At 71.6% G+C, this 15910-nt stretch carries 13 protein-coding genes; 9 read left to right on the top strand and 4 right to left on the bottom strand.

Features of this window, described 5'->3' with window-relative positions:
* Window positions 1-3 precede the first annotated feature (3 nt).
* The 9 genes from ACIBK1_RS17685 (at window position 4) to ACIBK1_RS17645 (ending at window position 12426) form a co-directional block, all read left to right on the top strand.
* On the top strand, window positions 4-2355 hold the full coding sequence (locus tag ACIBK1_RS17685; RefSeq protein ID WP_231514091.1) for a [protein-PII] uridylyltransferase: 2352 nt from the start codon (window positions 4-6) through the stop codon (window positions 2353-2355).
* 278 nt (window positions 2356-2633) lie between these two features.
* Window positions 2634-5882, top strand: coding sequence for a nitrate- and nitrite sensing domain-containing protein (locus ACIBK1_RS17680; protein WP_396736131.1), 3249 nt, complete (start codon window positions 2634-2636; stop codon window positions 5880-5882).
* Entirely contained in the window at window positions 5879-6298 is a 420-nt protein-coding gene (locus ACIBK1_RS17675) for a roadblock/LC7 domain-containing protein (RefSeq protein ID WP_030510866.1), read from the top strand. Before ACIBK1_RS17680 ends, ACIBK1_RS17675 begins: the two co-directional genes overlap by 4 nt.
* 15 nt (window positions 6299-6313) lie before the next feature.
* Entirely contained in the window at window positions 6314-6673 is a 360-nt protein-coding gene (locus tag ACIBK1_RS17670; RefSeq protein WP_030510865.1) for a DUF742 domain-containing protein, read from the top strand.
* 28 nt (window positions 6674-6701) lie between these two features.
* A complete protein-coding gene (locus ACIBK1_RS17665) occupies window positions 6702-7238 on the top strand; it encodes a GTP-binding protein (protein WP_197042833.1) in 537 nt (178 codons plus the stop codon).
* Window positions 7239-7619: 381 nt separating this feature from the next.
* Window positions 7620-10865 (top strand): sensor histidine kinase, encoded by a 3246-nt coding sequence (locus ACIBK1_RS17660; RefSeq protein ID WP_396736128.1) that lies wholly within the window; start codon window positions 7620-7622, stop codon window positions 10863-10865.
* The gene (locus ACIBK1_RS17655) at window positions 10865-11287 is read left to right on the top strand and encodes a roadblock/LC7 domain-containing protein (protein WP_076434898.1); all 423 of its coding nucleotides are present in this window, start codon (window positions 10865-10867) and stop codon (window positions 11285-11287) included. The genes ACIBK1_RS17660 and ACIBK1_RS17655 overlap by 1 nt, the downstream gene beginning before the upstream one ends.
* A gap of 118 nt (window positions 11288-11405) precedes the next feature.
* Window positions 11406-11843, top strand: a complete 438-nt coding sequence (locus ACIBK1_RS17650) for a DUF742 domain-containing protein (protein WP_083744218.1) — start codon at window positions 11406-11408, stop codon at window positions 11841-11843.
* 7 nt (window positions 11844-11850) lie between these two features.
* Window positions 11851-12426 (top strand): GTP-binding protein, encoded by a 576-nt coding sequence (locus ACIBK1_RS17645; RefSeq protein WP_076443290.1) that lies wholly within the window; start codon window positions 11851-11853, stop codon window positions 12424-12426.
* 128 nt (window positions 12427-12554) lie between these two features.
* Here the strand turns inward: ACIBK1_RS17645 and ACIBK1_RS17640 are convergent, their stop codons facing one another.
* From ACIBK1_RS17640 to ACIBK1_RS17625, 4 genes are read right to left on the bottom strand one after another with little or no spacing between them, the layout of a single operon-like run.
* Window positions 12555-13559, bottom strand: coding sequence for a methyltransferase (locus tag ACIBK1_RS17640; protein ID WP_396736125.1), 1005 nt, complete (start codon window positions 13557-13559; stop codon window positions 12555-12557).
* A complete protein-coding gene (locus ACIBK1_RS17635) occupies window positions 13556-14332 on the bottom strand; it encodes an ABC transporter ATP-binding protein (RefSeq protein ID WP_357323331.1) in 777 nt (258 codons plus the stop codon). Before ACIBK1_RS17635 ends, ACIBK1_RS17640 begins: the two co-directional genes overlap by 4 nt.
* Window positions 14333-14341: 9 nt before the next feature.
* Window positions 14342-15130, bottom strand: coding sequence for an ABC transporter permease (locus ACIBK1_RS17630; RefSeq protein ID WP_396736122.1), 789 nt, complete (start codon window positions 15128-15130; stop codon window positions 14342-14344).
* A complete protein-coding gene (locus tag ACIBK1_RS17625; RefSeq protein WP_396736119.1) occupies window positions 15127-15900 on the bottom strand; it encodes an ABC transporter permease in 774 nt (257 codons plus the stop codon). The genes ACIBK1_RS17630 and ACIBK1_RS17625 overlap by 4 nt, the downstream gene beginning before the upstream one ends.
* Window positions 15901-15910: the final 10 nt, after the last annotated feature.

Genomic DNA, 15910 nt, shown 5'->3' with positions numbered 1-15910 from the left:
CGGATGATGAGAGGGGAGGCGCGCTCGTTCACCGCGGTCCGCAAGGACCGGGCCGCGGACATCGACAGATGGCTCACCGATCTGTTCCGCACGGCGGCCACGCGGCCGTACGCGCGGGAGGGGGGATCGGGAGGGAAGGGCGGCCTCTCCGACGAGCGCGGCCCCGCCGCATCCCAGGGGGCCGGTCCCAGTGGTATCGGACAGGGCGTGGCCGCGCCCAACGGGATCAGCGGGGTCGCCCTGGTCGCGGTCGGCAGCCTGGGGCGGGGCGAGCTCGCCCCGGGCAGCGACCTCGACCTCGTCCTGCTGCACGACGGCCGCGACGAGGTGGCGAGGATCGCCGACCGCATCTGGTATCCCATCTGGGACTCCGGGATCGGCCTCGACCACTCGGTCCGTACGGTGGACGAGGCGGTGAAGGTCGCGAGGGAGGACCTCAAGGCCGTGCTGGGCCTGATCCAGGCGCGACACGTGGTCGGGGACCCCGAGCTGACCAGGGCCGTGCGGGAGGCCGTGCTCGCCGAGTGGCGGGCGGACTCCCGGCGCAGGCTGGCCGAGCTGCGCGCGTCGGCCGACAAGCGCGCCGAGTCCGGCGGCGAGCTGGCCTTCCTGCTCGAACCCGACCTCAAGGACGCCAGGGGCGGGCTGCGGGACGTGCAGGCGATGCAGGCCGTGGCGGCCGCCTGGGTCGCCTCGGCCCCCGGCCCGCGGGTCCGGGAGGCGTACGAGCTGCTGCTGGACATCAGGCACGGGCTGCACCTCGTCACCGCGCGCGGCACCGACCGCCTGGTGCTCCAGGAGCAGGACGCGGTCGCGGGCACGCTGGGCCTGCTGGACGCCGAGGCGCTGATGCGCCGCCTGGCCGAGGCGGGCCGGACCATCTCCCACGCCTTCGACGCCACCTGGCGGACGGTCGACCGGCTGCTCACCGGCCCCGCCCCCCGGGGCCGCAGGCCGCTCGCCGACGGCGTGGTGGAGCACGGCGGCGAGGTCGTGCTGGCCCGAGGCGTCAACCCGCGCACCGACCCCACACTCGTGCTGCGCGCGGCCGCGGCCGCCGCCGAGGCCGGGCTGCCGCTCGCGCCCGCGACGGTCAGCGCGCTCGCCGCGCAGTCGCCGCCGCTGCCCGTGCCGTGGCCTCCGGAGGCGCGCGGCGCGCTGGTCGCCCTGCTCGGCGCGGGGCGCGCGGCCGTGCCGGTCTGGGAGGAGCTCGACCAGGCCGGTGTGCTCGTGAAGCTCATCCCCGACTGGGAGCGCGTCCGGCACCGCCCCCAGCGCAACCCCGTCCATCGCTACACCGTCGACCGGCACCTCATCGAGACCGCGGCCGGGGCCGCGGCCTTCACCCGCGAGGTGTCCCGCCCCGACCTGCTGCTGATCTCGGCGCTGCTGCACGACGTCGGCAAGGGCTGGCCGGGCGACCACTCCACCACAGGGGAGATCGTCGCCAGGGACATCGGCACCCGCATGGGCCTGCCGCCGGCGGACGTGGAGATCCTCGCGACCGTGGTGCGCCACCACCTGCTGCTGCCGGAGACCGCCACCCGGCGCGACCTGGACGACCCGGTCACCATCTCCAGGGTCGCCGAGGCCGTCGGGTCCCGGGAGGTGCTCGAACTGCTGTCCGCGCTGGCGGTGGCCGACGGCAACGCCACGGGCCCGGCCGCGTGGAACTCCTGGAAGGCGTCCCTGGTCTCCGACCTGGTCCGGCGGGTGCGGTCGGTGCTGTCCGGCACGCCGCCGGCGCCCGCGCCGGCCCTTTCTCCCGAGCAGGCGGCGCTCGCCCGGCACGGCGGCGGCGCGGTGCGCGTGAACGGGAGCGCGGTCACCGTGGTCGCGCCCGACCGGCCGGGCCTGCTGTGGCGGGCGGCGGGGGTGCTCGCGGCGCACCGCATGGCCGTACGCTCCGCCTCCGCCGCGTCCGCGGGGTCGACGGCGGTCATCGAGTTCGTCGTCGTCCCCGAGTACGGCACGCCGCCCGACCCGGCGACGCTGGAGGCCGACCTGCGCCTCGTCCTGGCCGGACGGCTCGACATCGAGCAGCGCCTGGCCCGGCGGGCGAGGTCGATGCGCCCGTCCCGGGTTCCGGTCGCGCCGCCCCGGGTCACCCTGGTGGACGACGCCTCGCTCACGGCGAGCGTGGTGGAGGTGCGGGCGCACGACAGACCCGGGCTGCTGTGGCGGATCGGCCGCGCGTTCGGCGACTGCGGTCTTGACGTACGTGCCGCGCGTGTGGAGACTCTGGGCGCAGAAGCGGTGGATGTCTTCTATGTGGCGGATCGCACAGGCCGTCCCATTCTTGATGAGCAGCAGCGGATCCAGGTGCGAGAGCACGTGCTCGCGGCACTCAGATGAGGTGGGTAACGATCCTCACCTCTTGGTAACAATTGGGGTGCTGCGGCAGGGGTAGGGCCGCTCACCATCGTGACCTTGTGGTCGAATTGTCCCCGCTTATACAGCTGTGTCACTTCATGCTGTCCAGACGCGTGAAGGCAGGCCGAACGATGGCGGGGCCGGTGAGCATGGAGCAGTCGAATACCGATAACCGCAGGCGGCGGAGTCGTCTCTCGCCGCGCAACTGGAGAGTGCCTACACGTCTGACCGCGCTGATCGTCGCCCCTACGATCGTGGCAGTGCTCCTCGCCGGCGTCCGCGTCGTGGGTTCGATCGACAGCCTGACGGCCTACCAGCGGACCAGGTCGGCGGCGGAATACTCGGTGCACCTGCGGGATCTGGCCGAGCAGCTGGCTCTCGAACGCGACCTGTTCGTCTGGGGCGGCAACAGCAGCCGCAAGTTCAACATCGACGGGGAGACCGTCGTGACCCGCGCCCAGCAGCGCGCGGCGGTCGACCCGCTCCTCGAGCAGGTGAAGGCCGACCTCAAGAACATCAACGAGGACTACGGCACGCGCGCGGTGGAGCAGGCCCAGCAGCTGTCGAGCCGCATCTCCAGCCTCGCGGGCATCCGCAAGAACGGTGCGCCGGAGGACTACAGCGCCGTGATCGCCAACGTCCTGCGCCTGCAGGACGAACTGGGCAACAACGACGACAACGCCGCGATCGTCGGCAACCTCCGCGCTCTCAGCGGTCTCGCCCACGCCAAGGAGGAGGCGGCGCTGCAGCGGGCCACCCTCACGCGTGAGCTGCTGGAGCGCAACCAGGTCTTCACCACGTTCGAGCTGCAGGACTTCCTGGCCTCCCAGTCGCGCCAGCAGAGCAACCTGGCGACGTTCTACACCGAGGCCCCGGCGACCGAGGCGAGCCGCCTGGTCACCCTTCTCGGCGACAAGGACGTGGTCAACAGCGAGCTGACCAAGTCGTGGGCGCTCACGCTCGGCCTGCAGAACCAGTCCCTCAGCCGCTACCGGGGCAGGGACAGGACGGCCCAGCAGTGGTTCCAGGACAGCACCAAGGCGATCGAGCAGATGGCGGCCGTCGAGGGCCACGTGTCGGGGCTGGTGCAAAGCCGCGCCCGCGACCTGCAGTCGGTCGAGCAGCGCAACGCCCTCATCGCCGGCGGCCTGATCCTCGCGCTCCTCGTGCTCGTGCTCGTCACCACCGTGCTCATCGCGCGGTCGATGGTGCGGCCGCTGCGCCGCCTGCGGGTGGAGGCGCTCGACATCGCAGGGCGGCGGCTGCCGGAGATCGTCCGGCAGATGCGCGAGTCCGAGGACCCCGAGCGCGAGTCCCACGTGCAGCCGATCCCGGTCGACAGCAGCGACGAGATCGGCGAGGTGGCGCAGGCCTTCGACGAGGTCCACATGCAGGCCGTGCGCCTGGCCGCCGAGGAGTCCCGCCTGCGCGCCAACGTCAACGCGATGTTCGTGAACCTCTCCCGCCGTACGCAGACGCTGGTGGAGCGGCAGATCTCGCTGATCGACGGCCTGGAGCGGGGCGAGGAGGACGGCCGGCGTCTGGCCGACCTCTTCAAGTTGGACCACCTGGCCACGCGCATGCGCCGCAACAGTGAGAACCTCCTGGTCCTCGCCGGTCACGAGCCGCCGCGCAAGCGGAGCCAGCCCGCCCGGCTGGTCGACGTGGTCCGCGCCTCGCTGTCGGAGGTCGAGGACTACGAGCGGGTCGTCGTCCGGATTCCCCGGACGATCGCGATCGCCGGTCACGCCGCGAACGACGTCGTCCACCTGCTCGCGGAGCTGGTCGAGAACGCCATCGCCTTCTCGCCGCGCAACACCAAGGTGGTCGTCTCCAGCAGCCCCGTCGAGGGCGGCGCCGTGATGCTCGGCGTCACCGACGCGGGCATCGGCATGTCGCCGGAGGAGCTCGCGGAGATCAACCGCCGTCTCGCCGAGCCGCCCACGATCGACGTCTCGGTGTCCCGGCGGATGGGTCTGTTCGTGGTCGGCCGCCTCGCGCTGCGTCACGGCATCCGCGTGCAGCTGCGCCGGGGCGACGGCGCGGGCGTCATCGCGATGGTGCTGTTCCCCGCCCAGCTCATCTCCAACGCCGACCAGCCGGTGATGCCGCGTCCCTCCGTTCCCGCCGGGCAGACGGCGGCCGGACTGCCGGCCCGGCAGGCGTTCGCCGAGCCGGACCCGCTCGGTCCCGTCGCGCCGGGGGGCGGTTCGTTCGAACCCTGGAGCCCCGGCAACGGCGCGGCGGGCGGCGTCGGGACCCGCAGGCCCTCTGCGGCCGGCGGGAACGGTCCCGGTGGAATCGGGCTCAGCGGTGCCGGCGCCGGCGGCAACGGCACCGGCGGGTTCGCCGCGTTCGGTGCGCCGACGGCGGACGCGCCGCCCGTGGAGAACACCTACGGGGAGAGCGCGTTCGGCGAACACTCGGGGCCGCATCCGATGCCGGACCGGGCCGGGAGGGCGCCTGAGGGCGACGCGCACCGCCCGGCGTTCGGCGAGCAGCCGGGGCCGTCGTGGCCAGGGGCGTTCTCTCAGAGCGGCTCGCAGAGCGAATCGCAGAACGGGTTCCAGAGCGGGGCAGCGGGCGGGAGCGGCGACGACCGCTCGGAGCACTCGTGGCCGTCGCTGCCCACCGGGCCGACGGGACTTCCGCAGCGCGGAGCGTCCACGGGCCCCACGGCCTTCTCTCCGACGAGCACCGGACCGACGGCGTTCCCCCAGCCGAGTTCCCCGTCGAGCACCGGGCCGACGGCCTTCTCGCCGTCGGACCCGCTGTCCAGCACGGGGCCGAACGCGTTCTCGCCGTCCAGCACCGGACCGACGGCCCTCTCGCCGTCGGACTCGCTGTCCGGCTCCGGGCCGACGGCTTTCTCCCCGTCGAGCACCGGACCGAACGCGTTCCCCGGCGCGGCGCCGCCTCCGGGAGCGGCGGCGGACGTCGCGTCGTCGACGGGGCCGCTGCCGTCGGTGGAGGAGTCGCCGCTGGAGCAGGGCGAGGAGTTCCTGCCGATCTTCGCCTCGGTCGAGTCGGCGTGGTTCCGGCGTCCCTCCGACACCGGCCCGCAGGCCGCGCCCATGGCGCGGACCGGCGCGGACGCGGAGAAGCCCGGCGAGACGGCCGACGAGAAGCCCGGAGAGCGCACCGGGGAGATCGCGAGGGTGCCCCGTTCCGCCCCCGCCCCGGGGCCCGTCGCCGCCCCGCAGGCGCAGGGCGGGAACCCCGCCGGATGGCGGTCTCGGGCCGACAGCGGCTTCCAGGCCGCGGCGAGCGCCCGTGACCCCCTGCTGGGCGGCGTGACCGCGGCGGGCTTGCCGAAGCGGACGCCGAAGGCCAACCTGGTGCCCGGCTCGGTGGGCGCGGACAGTCCCCCCGCGGCCCCGCGCCCCCCGGTCTCGGCCGATGCGGTGCGCAGCCGCCTGTCCAGCTTCCAGCAGGGTGTAAGGCGAGGCCGGGCCCAGACGGCCGGAGGTCTCGCCGAAGGGTCGGGTAAAGAGGAGGAGGGCTCGTGACTGAGCTGAGCGTGGATGCACGCAGGTTCGACTGGCTGATCACCGAGTTCGTCGGCAGCACGCCTGGCGTGGCGCACGCGGTGGTGGTGTCGTCGGACGGCCTGCGGCTGGCCCAATCGGACGGCTTTCCGCCTGACCGCGCCGACCAGCTCGCGGCGGTCGCCGCCGGCCTGCTCAGCCTCACCGTCGGCGCCTCGCGGGTGTTCGAGGGGGGCTCGGTGACGCAGACCGTCGTCGAGATGCAGCGGGGACTGCTGCTCGTGATGGCGATCAGCGACGGCTCCTGCCTGGCCGTTCTCGCCGCACCTGACTGCGACATGGGCCTGGTGGCCTACCAGATGACCCTGCTCGTCGAGCGGGCAGGTCAGGTGCTCACTCCGGCGCTGCGCGCCGAGCTGCAGACGTCGCGGCGATGACAAGGGGAGAGGGCCGTGCGTGATCGTGACGGGACAGAGGACGAGCCTCTGTTCCGTCCGTACGCCGTCACCGGTGGCCGATCCGAGCCGCGTTACCACATGGCGATGGAAACCCTCGTATCATCGGTGACCTTGAAGAGCAATGATTATTCTCTGCTCAGCCCAGAGCAGGAATCGATCATGATGCTCTGTCGTTCCGTACGATCGGTCGCGGAGATCTCGGCACTGCTCCGGGTCCCGCTCGGCGTGGCCCGTGTGCTCATCGCCGACATGGCCGACGAGGGTCTGGTCCGCCTGCACATGCCGCAGCTGAACCAGGGACAGCCAGACCTCAACCTGCTCGAAAGGGTGCTCAGTGGACTACGCAGGCTCTAGCCGTGGTCTTACCTCGACGAAGATCGTCGTGGCGGGTGGGTTCGGCGTCGGGAAGACGACCTTCGTCGGTGCCGTCTCCGAGATCCTGCCGCTGACGACCGAGGCCGTGATGACCGACGCCAGCGCGGGCATCGACGACCTCGGGCTCACGCCGAACAAGACGACCACCACGGTCGCCATGGACTTCGGCCGGCTCTCGCTCGACCAGGACCTCATCCTCTACCTGTTCGGCACGCCGGGCCAGCACCGCTTCTGGTTCATGTGGGACGACCTCGTCCGCGGCGCCATCGGTGCGGTCGTGCTCGTCGACAGCCGCAGGCTCGCCGACTGCTTCCCGGCCATCGACTACTTCGAGGAGGCGCAGCTCCCCTTCCTCGTCGCGATGAACGGCTGGGAGGGGCAGTTCCTCCACTCGGAGGAGGAGGTCCGTGAGGCGTTGTCGCTGCCTCCGCACGTCCCCGTCGTCCGTACGGACGCGCGCTCGCGGGAAGCCGTCAAGTCCACGCTCATCAGCCTGGTCGAATACGTGCTGACCGTTCGGGCCGCGTACGGCAAACAGTACTGAACGCGGGACAGAGCGTGTTCCGGACAGACCGTGCCCCGCGGACGGGGCCGGCGAGGGCGGTACCCCGCAGGGTGCCGCCCTCGCGGCGTCCGGCCGGAGCGCGGCGCCGGAGCCGCAACCTTTGCCTTCGGTGCTCCCGTCTCCAGGACCGGCGGCTACCTGGCAGGGCAGAATTCGGTATTGATGCCGACCCGATATTTAACCAAATAACATCATCTACATGCCTGTCTAGGCTATTTGTGCACGGGTGTTCGGTTGGCCTCCCTGGTGTCGGTGTGCTGCAATTACCCTCGCCTGCAGGACGTCTCGCACGTCACGCCAGCCACATCCGTGCTGAGACACTCCCCCTGTGCGCACATACTGCGAGAGGTTGCAAAGCCTGTGAGGACACAAGACCCCCGGACCGACGAGAGCCCCGGGACCGGGGTTCCGGCTGAGCAGGAGCCCGACGAGGGAAGTCGTTTTCTCCTGCGCAACTGGCGCGTGCGCTCCAGGCTTGTCGCGCTGATCCTCATCCCCACCGCGGCGGCGCTGCTGCTGGGCGGCCTGCGGGTTGTCACCTCCGTCACCACGGCGGCCGAGTATCAGCAGATCAGCGACCTGGCGCGGCTTGTCGACAAGGTTGCGGGCCTCACCCACGAGCTGCAGTCGGAACGCGACCGCGCCGCCTGGAACGCGACGCTCGGCCACCCGGCGAAGGCGTCCGCCGCGGTCAAGGCGCAGACCCTTCTCACCAACAAGGCGGCCACCGCCGTCCGGAACCTGGCCAACGAGGTCAGGACGAAGGTGGGCAGCCGCGCCTCCGACGAGATCGACCACATCATCGGCAAGCTCGACGGTGTGGAGGTCCTGCGGAGCCAGGCCATGCAGGGGAACCTGCAACCGAGCGCCGTGCTCGACCAGTACACCCTCGTCATCGATACTCTGCTGGCCTTGCAGGACGAGCTGGCCAAGAGCACGCAGGACGACCGGCTCGCCGCCTCGTCCGTCACGCTGGCCGCGCTCGCCCGTGTGAAGGAGAACGCCTCCGTGCAGCGCGGCCTGCTGACCACGGTGCTGCCCAACGGCCGCTTCGAGCAGGCCCAGCTGCAGAACTTCCTCGGCGCCGTGTCCGCGGAGGAGAGCGAGCTGCGCGCCTTCCGCAAGGGCGCCACCCCCGAGGAACGCACCGACTACGACAACACGGTCACCGGCGGCAAGGTCGACCAGGCGGAGTTCATCCGCACGCTGGTGCTCGACCGCGCCAACGCGGGCTTCCCGCTCAAGGGCTTCGACCTGTCGGTGCGCGACGACACCCGCCTCTGGTACGACGCGATGTCGCAGCCCATCAACCGGATGCGCACCGTCGAGGCCAAGCTGACCTCCTCCATCGTGGCGCGGAGCCAGACGCTCAAGGACGACGAGCAGCAGCGGGCCATCATCGTGGCCGTCGCCGTCGCCCTCCTGCTGATCGCGGTTCTGCTCGTCACCACCGGCGTCGCCCGCTCGCTCGTACGCCCGCTGCGGCGGCTGCGCAGCGAGGCGCTGGAGATCGCCGGCAGCCGCCTCCCCGACACGGTCCAGAAGCTGCGGGAGGCCGGCGACGCCGCCGAGGTCCCGCCCATCGCCCCGATTCAGGTGGTCGGCCGCGACGAGATCGGTGAAGTCGCGCGGGCCTTCGACGAGGTTCACCGTGAGGCCATCCGGCTGGCGGGCGACGAGGCCCGGCTGCGCAGCAACGTCAACGCGATGTTCGTGAACCTGTCGCGGCGCACCCAGACGCTGGTGGAGCGCCAGCTGTCCCTGATCGACGGTCTGGAGCAGGGCGAGCAGGACGAGCAGCGGCTCGGGAACCTGTTCAAGCTCGACCACCTGGCGACCCGCATGCGCCGCAACAGTGAGAACCTCTTGGTTCTCGCCGGGCAGGAGCCCGCACGCCGCTGGGGCCAGCCGGTGCCCATCGTCGACGTCGTGCGCGCCTCGCTGTCGGAGGTCGAGGGCTACGAGCGCGTCGACATCCAGGTGCCGGGTGGAGCGTCGGTCGTCGGCCAGTCGGTCAACGACGTCGTCCACCTCGTGGCCGAGCTGGTGGAGAACGCCATCTCCTTCTCGCCCCGCGACACGAAGGTCGCGGTGTCGAGCAACCGCATCGACGGCGGCGGCCTGATCATCTCCGTGAGCGACCAGGGCATCGGCATGACGCCCGAGGAGCTGGCCCAGACCAACTACCGGCTCGCCAACCCGCCGGTCGTGGACGTGTCGGTGTCCCGCCGCATGGGCCTGTTCGTGGTCGGCCGTCTGGCGCTGCGTCACGGCATCCGCGTGCAGCTGCGCCAGCAGGACACCGGCGGCCTGACGGCCATGGTGCTGCTGCCCGAGGCGCTGCTGGCCAACGCCGGTCCGGCGTTCCCCGGCGTGCCGGGCATGCCGCAGCCCGAGCTGACCAGCCCGATGCCGGCGGTCGGAGCCGGGCCGCAGTTCGGCGCTCCCATGTTCGGCAACGCGCCGGCCCTCGCCAGCCCGACGCCGTTCGAGAACCCGCCGCGCACCCCGGTGTTCGGCGCGGACGCGCCCGGCGTCGGCACCCCCGGCGGGGACCCCTTCGAGCGTGGGCCCTTCGAGTCCTTCCCGCGGGAGACCGTCGACTTCGACCCCGACCCGTTCGCCCGCAACCCCTTCGAGCCGCCGCAGGGCCGCGGCGCCGACGCCGACCCGTTCGCGCGCAACCCGTTCGAGGCCGGCGGTGCGGGGCGGCCGGGCGAGCCGTCCGATCCCTTCGCCCGCAACCCCTTCGACACCGGCGGCTTCGGGCAGGGCGGGCAGCCCGATCCGTTCGCCCGCAGCCCGTTCGAGTCCGGGCCGTTCGACCGTGCGGCCTTCGACAAGACGCCGACCGAGAGGACGGCGCCCGAGCGGGACCCGTTCGAGACCACGAACTTCGACTCGGGACCGTTCGACTCCAGCCCCTTCGACACCAACCCGTTCAGCCGGGGCCACGTCGGCGAGGCCCCCGTGGACACGCCCTGGCCCGGCCACCTGCCCCCTCCGGGAGGCGGCTCCTGGCCCGGCACCCCGCAGGACGACGGCGCGGGCTGGCCCGGACGGACCGGTCGCGGCCCATTCGAAGGCGACGACAACACCGGCCCGCTGCCGGTGGTGCGGACCTCACCGCTGGAGTCGGAGGAGGAGTTCCTCCCGATCTTCGCCGCGGTCGAGTCGGACTGGTTCAAGAAGGTCGACCTCCCGGCGGACAAGAGCGAGTCGGACGACGAGCCCGCCGCGGACACCAGGACCTGGTCGTCCCCGGCGGACGTCGGCTGGCAGGCGGCCAAGGCGGCCAGCGAGCCGGCTCTGGGCGGGGTCACCTCGTCCGGCCTGCCCAAGCGGGTGCCCAAGGCCAACCTGGTGCCCGGCTCGGCCACGGCTCCCGCCCCTTCCGCGGAGCCCGCCGCGGCAGCGGCGGCCGCCCCGCCGCCGCCCCCGCCCGTGCTCTCGCCCGAGCGGGTGCGCAGCAGACTCTCCAGCTTCCAGCAGGGCATCCGGCAGGGCCGGGCGGTCGCCCGCGGGGAGGCCGGGGAGGACCAGGCATATCCCGGGGCGGCGCCCCTGGGCACACCCGATGCCCAGGACAGTGAGAAGGAGGACTGATGAGGGAAATGAGCCAGGCCGCACGCGGCATCAACTGGTTGATCACGGACTTCGTGAACAACGTGCCGGGTGTGGCGCACACCGTGGTGGTGTCGGCCGACGGGTTGCCTCTGGCGTTCTCGGACGGGTTTCCGAAGGACCGGGCGGATCAGCTGGCGGCGGTGGCGGCCGGTTTGATCAGTTTGACGCAGGGTGCGTCGCGGGTGTTCGAGGGTGGCCCGGTGACGCAGACGGTGGTGGAGATGCAGCGGGGGTTGTTGCTGATCATGTCGATCAGTGACGGGTCCTGTCTGGCGGTGCTGGCGGCGGCCGACTCCGATCTGGGTCTGGTGGCCTATCAGATGACGTTGCTGGTCGAGCGGGCGGGTCAGGTGCTGACCCCCGCGGTTCGCGCCGAGCTCCAGGCGTCCCACCCGCGGTGACGGAAGACTCCGCGAAGTGAGGCACGCGGTGGAGGACAGATCGGGGAAGACGCCCTGAGCGGGCGGCCGGAACGGCCGCCGGTTTCCGGAGCGAGAGCGAAAAGGTCAGGAGGACGCTGTGGCAGGCGGCGGCTGGAACAACGAGGCCTATCCGCCGGTGGATGACGCCCACCGGCAGTACGGAGGCACGAACCGCGTCCCGACGCCGGCGCCGACGGAGCAGAGCTCGCTGGTGCGGCCGTACGCCGTCACCGGCGGGCGCACGGCACCACGGCTCCAACTCGCCATGGAGGCACTCGTGTCCTCCGCCACGGTGATGCATCAGGACCTCTCCACGCTCACCCCGGAACGCCAGGCGATCAGCACGCTGTGCCGTCAGGTGCGGTCGGTGGCTGAGGTGTCGGCGTTGCTGCGGATTCCGCTGGGTGTTGTCCGTGTGGTCATCGCGGACATGGCGGCGGAGGGGCTGGTGCATGTGCATCAGCCGCAGTTGGAGGCCGGTAAGCCGGATCTGAACTTGCTGGAAAGGGTGCTCAGTGGACTTCGCAGGCTCTAGCCGGGGGTTGACCTCGACGAAGATCGTCGTTGCGGGGGGCTTCGGTGTGGGGAAGACGACCTTCGTGGGGGCGGTGTCGGAGATCGTGCCGTTGACGACCGAGGCGGTGATGACGGATGCCTCGGCGGGTGTGGACGATGTGGGGTTGGTGCCGCACAAGACGACCACGACGGTGGCGATGGATTTCGGGCGGGTGTCGCTGGACCGGGATCTGATTTTGTATTTGTTCGGTACGCCGGGTCAGCATCGGTTCTGGTTCATGTGGGATGACTTGGTGCGGGGGGCGATCGGTGCGGTGGTGCTGGTCGACACCCGGCGGTTGGCGGACAGTTTCCCGGCGGTGGACTACTTCGAGGAGGCGCGTCTGCCGTTCGTCGTCGGCGTCAACGGCTTCGACGGGCAGTTCCCCCACGCCGAGGAGGAGGTGCGGGAGGCGATGACGTTGTCGCCGCACATCCCGATGGTCCGCACCGACGCCCGTGACCGCGAATCGGTCAAGAGCACCCTGATCACGCTGGTCGAACACGCGCTGACCATGCGCGTCGCCGTACCCGGCCCCAATTTCCACCAAGGCCGCGTCTGACGGGCCGGGCTCTGCGGCGGGCGGCCCAGGCGGCGCCTGCTCCACCCCATGGAAACTCCTCGCAGGCGCGGACCTTCCATGGGGCCGGGAAGACCACCGCAGGGCGGCCTCGGTGAGGCACTCCGGGTTCAGCGGGGCAGGGCCTCGATCAGGCTCGCCCCGGCGGGCAGCGGCAGGATGCGGGAGAGCGTGAAACCGGCCTCGCCGAGCAGGCGGGTGTGCTCGCTCGCCGTGCGCTCCATCCCGCCGTCGGTCAACGCGAGCATGCGCATGTCGAGGTCCTTGCCGATGTGCGGCGTGGCGTCGTCCGGCAGCACCATTTCCAGCAGCAGCAGCCGGGCGTGGGGGGGAGCCGCCCTCCGCACGTTGGCGAGGATGCGCAGGCTCGCCTCGTCGCTCCAGTTGTGGATGACGCTGGCCAGCAGATAGAGGTCACCGCCCGCGGGCACGCTCTCGAAGAAGTCGCCGCTCTCGAACTCGCACCTGTCGCCGAGGCCCCGCGCGCTCAGGGACGCCCGGGCGTTCTCCACCACGTGCGCAATGTCGAAGAGCACGCCGCGCATGCCGGGGTGCCGCTCGAGCACCGCCGCCAGCAGGTGCCCGGTTCCCCCGGCGATGTCCACGAACGTCTCCACACCGGTGAAGTCGTAGGAGGTCGCCAGGGCGGCCTCCAGCGGCGCCGCGCGGATGGCCATGTACTCGTTGAACAGGCGGGCGGCCTCGGGATGCTCCTGGAAATAGCCATACAACGGGCCGAATCGCGCGATGAAGGCGGACCGCCCGTCCCGCACGGTCTGCGCCAGGTTGCCCATGGCGTACCAGTAGCCGTTCTCGGCCGCCATGCGCAGGGCGGAGCGCATGCTGCCGGGAACGCCGTCGCGCAGCGTCTGACCCTCTTCGGTCAGCTCGTACGTCTCCGGAGCGACGGCGCGGACCACGCCGACCGTCTCGAGTTCCCGCAGCAGGCGCGCCAGGGAGGGCTCGTGCGCCTCGCACGCCTTGGCGAGCTCCGGCACACGCATCGGGCCGGAGGCCAGATGCTCGGCGCAGTCCAGCTCGGCCATCGCGGCGAGCGCGGCGAACCGGGAGAGCCCGACGATGGCGTCCCAGGCGGGGCCGGTGGAGTCGATCAATGCTTCTCCAGAACAGTTGAGGTGGAGGAGCCGCCCCGGACCAGGCGGCCCACTTCGGCGCGCAGCCGGACGAACGCGTCCAGCTGCCGCGTCGCGATCTGGTCCCGTGATTCGCCCAGGCCGACCGGCAGGTCGGCGGCGACCCGGGCCGGCGACCGGGTGAGGACGACCACCCGGTCGCCGACGTAGACGCTCTCGTCGATGTCGTGCGTGATCAGCAGGGTCGTCATGCCGTGATGCGCGCAGACCCGCAGCACCAGGTCCTCCAGGTCCTCGCGGGTCTGCGCGTCGACCGAGCCGAAGGGCTCGTCCATCAGCAGCAGGGACGGGCGGTAGGCGAGAGCGCGGGCGATGGACACCCGTTGCTGCATGCCGCCGGACATCTCCCAGGGGTACTTGTCCGCGGCGTCGGCCAGCCCGACCTGGTCGAGCGCGGCCGTGGCCGCCTCCCTGCGGCGCCGCCGGTCCAGCCCGCGGCGTCGCAGCGGCAGCGCCACGTTGTTCGCGGCGGTCATCCAGGGGTAGAGCGAACGGCTGTAGTCCTGGAAGACGACGGCCAGGTTGTCGGGGATGCGGTCGACGGGCTGCCCGCCGATCAGCACCCGGCCCCCGGTGGGACGGATGAGACCGGCGACGGATCGCAGCAGAGTGGACTTGCCGCAGCCGGAGGGGCCGACGACGCAGACGAGTTCGCCCTCGGCGGCGCGGATGCTCACCCCGTCGAGAACGCGATGCGAGCCGTACGAGTGGACCAGATCGGTGATCTCGAGCACGATGCCTTCCTAGGTGGTCTGCCTGGCGTTCCTGTGCCAGGCGAGAACGCGCCGTTCCATCAACAGGAACGCGGAGTTGAGCAGATAGCCGAGGAGGCCGAGCACCACCAGGCAGCCCCACATGTCGGTGTAGAGGTAGGTGCGCTGTGCCGTCAGGAGCCGGTAGCCGAGGCCGCCGGAGCCGGCGAGGATCTCGGCGATGATCAGCAGGATCAGGGCCAGCGAGAGGGCCAGCCGCAGGCCCGCGAAGATCTTGGGCATCGCGGCGGGGACGATCACTCGGGTGAGCCGCTGGACCGTCGAGAATCCGAAGATGCGGGCGGTCTCCAGGTGCTGCCGGTCCACCGTCCGGGTGCCGTCGATGGTGTTGAGGAGGATCGGCCAGATGATCCCGAACACGATCGTCGTGAGCTGCGCAGGCGTGCTCAGCTTCAGCAGGGCGAGGAAGAAGGGCACCAGCAGCGGCGGCGGCACGGCCCGGCCGAGGTGGATCAGCGGGTCGAGGTAGCCGGACAGGCGGGGGGAGCAGCCGATGGCGATTCCGGCGGCCACTCCGAGGACCGCGGCCAGCGCCCACCCGGCGAACAGACGGGCGAGGCTGGGGCCGAAATCGTCCATCGCCTGCTCCGTCAGCAGGAGGTGGGCGGGCGGGCCCGACAGCCACATCTCGCCCATCCGGGCCAGCGTCGCCGACGGGGGAGGGAAGAACGGCTGCTCGGCGGCGCGGGTGGCGACCTCCCAGACCACGAGCGTCACCGGCACCAGCCAGAGACGGCCGACGGCTCTGATCACGTTCATCGGGCGGCTCCGGTGCGTACGTCGTGCCAGCGGAACAGCCTGCGTTCCACCGCGACCAGGGCGGTGTTGGACAGGACGCCGAACAGGCCGGCCCACAGGGCCGCGCCGAGCATCAGGTCCATCCGGTTGCCGCTCGCGGCCTCCGTGATGTAGATCCCGATCCCCTCCGCTCCTCCGGCGAGCAGTTCCGCGCTGACCACGAGGATGACGGCGGTGCCGGCGGCGACGCGGATGCCGGTCGCGATGAAGGGCGCGGCGCTGGGCAGCGCCACCCGGAGCAGCACGGACATCGGACCGAACCCGAAGCTGCGCAGGGTCTCCTTGGCGAGGGGGTCGACGTCCCGCAGTGCGTAGATCGTGTTGATGACGATCGGCCAGGACGCCGCGTAGACGATGACGGCCACCCTCAGGTGCAGGTTGTCACTGAAGATCAGGATCGCGAGCGGGATGATGGCGACCGAGGGGATGGGCCGGAGAAACTCGATCAGCGGCCGTACGGCGCGTTCCACGGGCGGCAGGGCCCCGAGCGCGAGTCCGGCCGGGACCGACACCGCAACGGTCAGCAGCAGCCCGAGTCCCCACGCGGCGAGCGAGGCACGCGCGTCCGCGAGGAACTCCGGATCGACGAGCAGTTCCGCCGCGCCGCGGAGGATCGTCGACATCCGCGGCAGGAAGCGATCGTCGATCAGGCCGGTCGCGCCGACGACCTCGGCCACGGCGAGGAACCCCGCGACGCCGGCGACGCCGCGGAGGACTCGTGCATGTTCCATAGCAGGTACG

This window comes from Microbispora rosea (assembly GCF_044460045.1).
Taxonomy (GTDB): Bacteria; Actinomycetota; Actinomycetes; order Streptosporangiales; family Streptosporangiaceae; genus Microbispora; species Microbispora rosea.
The sequence above is the reverse complement of the archived record's forward strand: the minus strand, read 5'-3'. Positions and strand labels throughout refer to the sequence as shown.

What these genes read in the sequence shown, in the direction of transcription:
- ACIBK1_RS17685 (WP_231514091.1), top strand. Translation starts at nt 4, where the DNA reads ATGATGAGAGGGGAGGCGCGCTCGTTCACCGCGGTCCGCAAGGACCGG.
- ACIBK1_RS17655 (WP_076434898.1), top strand. Translation starts at nt 10,865, where the DNA reads ATGAGGGAAATGAGCCAGGCCGCACGCGGCATCAACTGGTTGATCACG.
- ACIBK1_RS17630 (WP_396736122.1), bottom strand. Translation starts at nt 15,130, where the DNA reads ATGAACGTGATCAGAGCCGTCGGCCGTCTCTGGCTGGTGCCGGTGACG.
- ACIBK1_RS17625 (WP_396736119.1), bottom strand. Translation starts at nt 15,900, where the DNA reads ATGGAACATGCACGAGTCCTCCGCGGCGTCGCCGGCGTCGCGGGGTTC.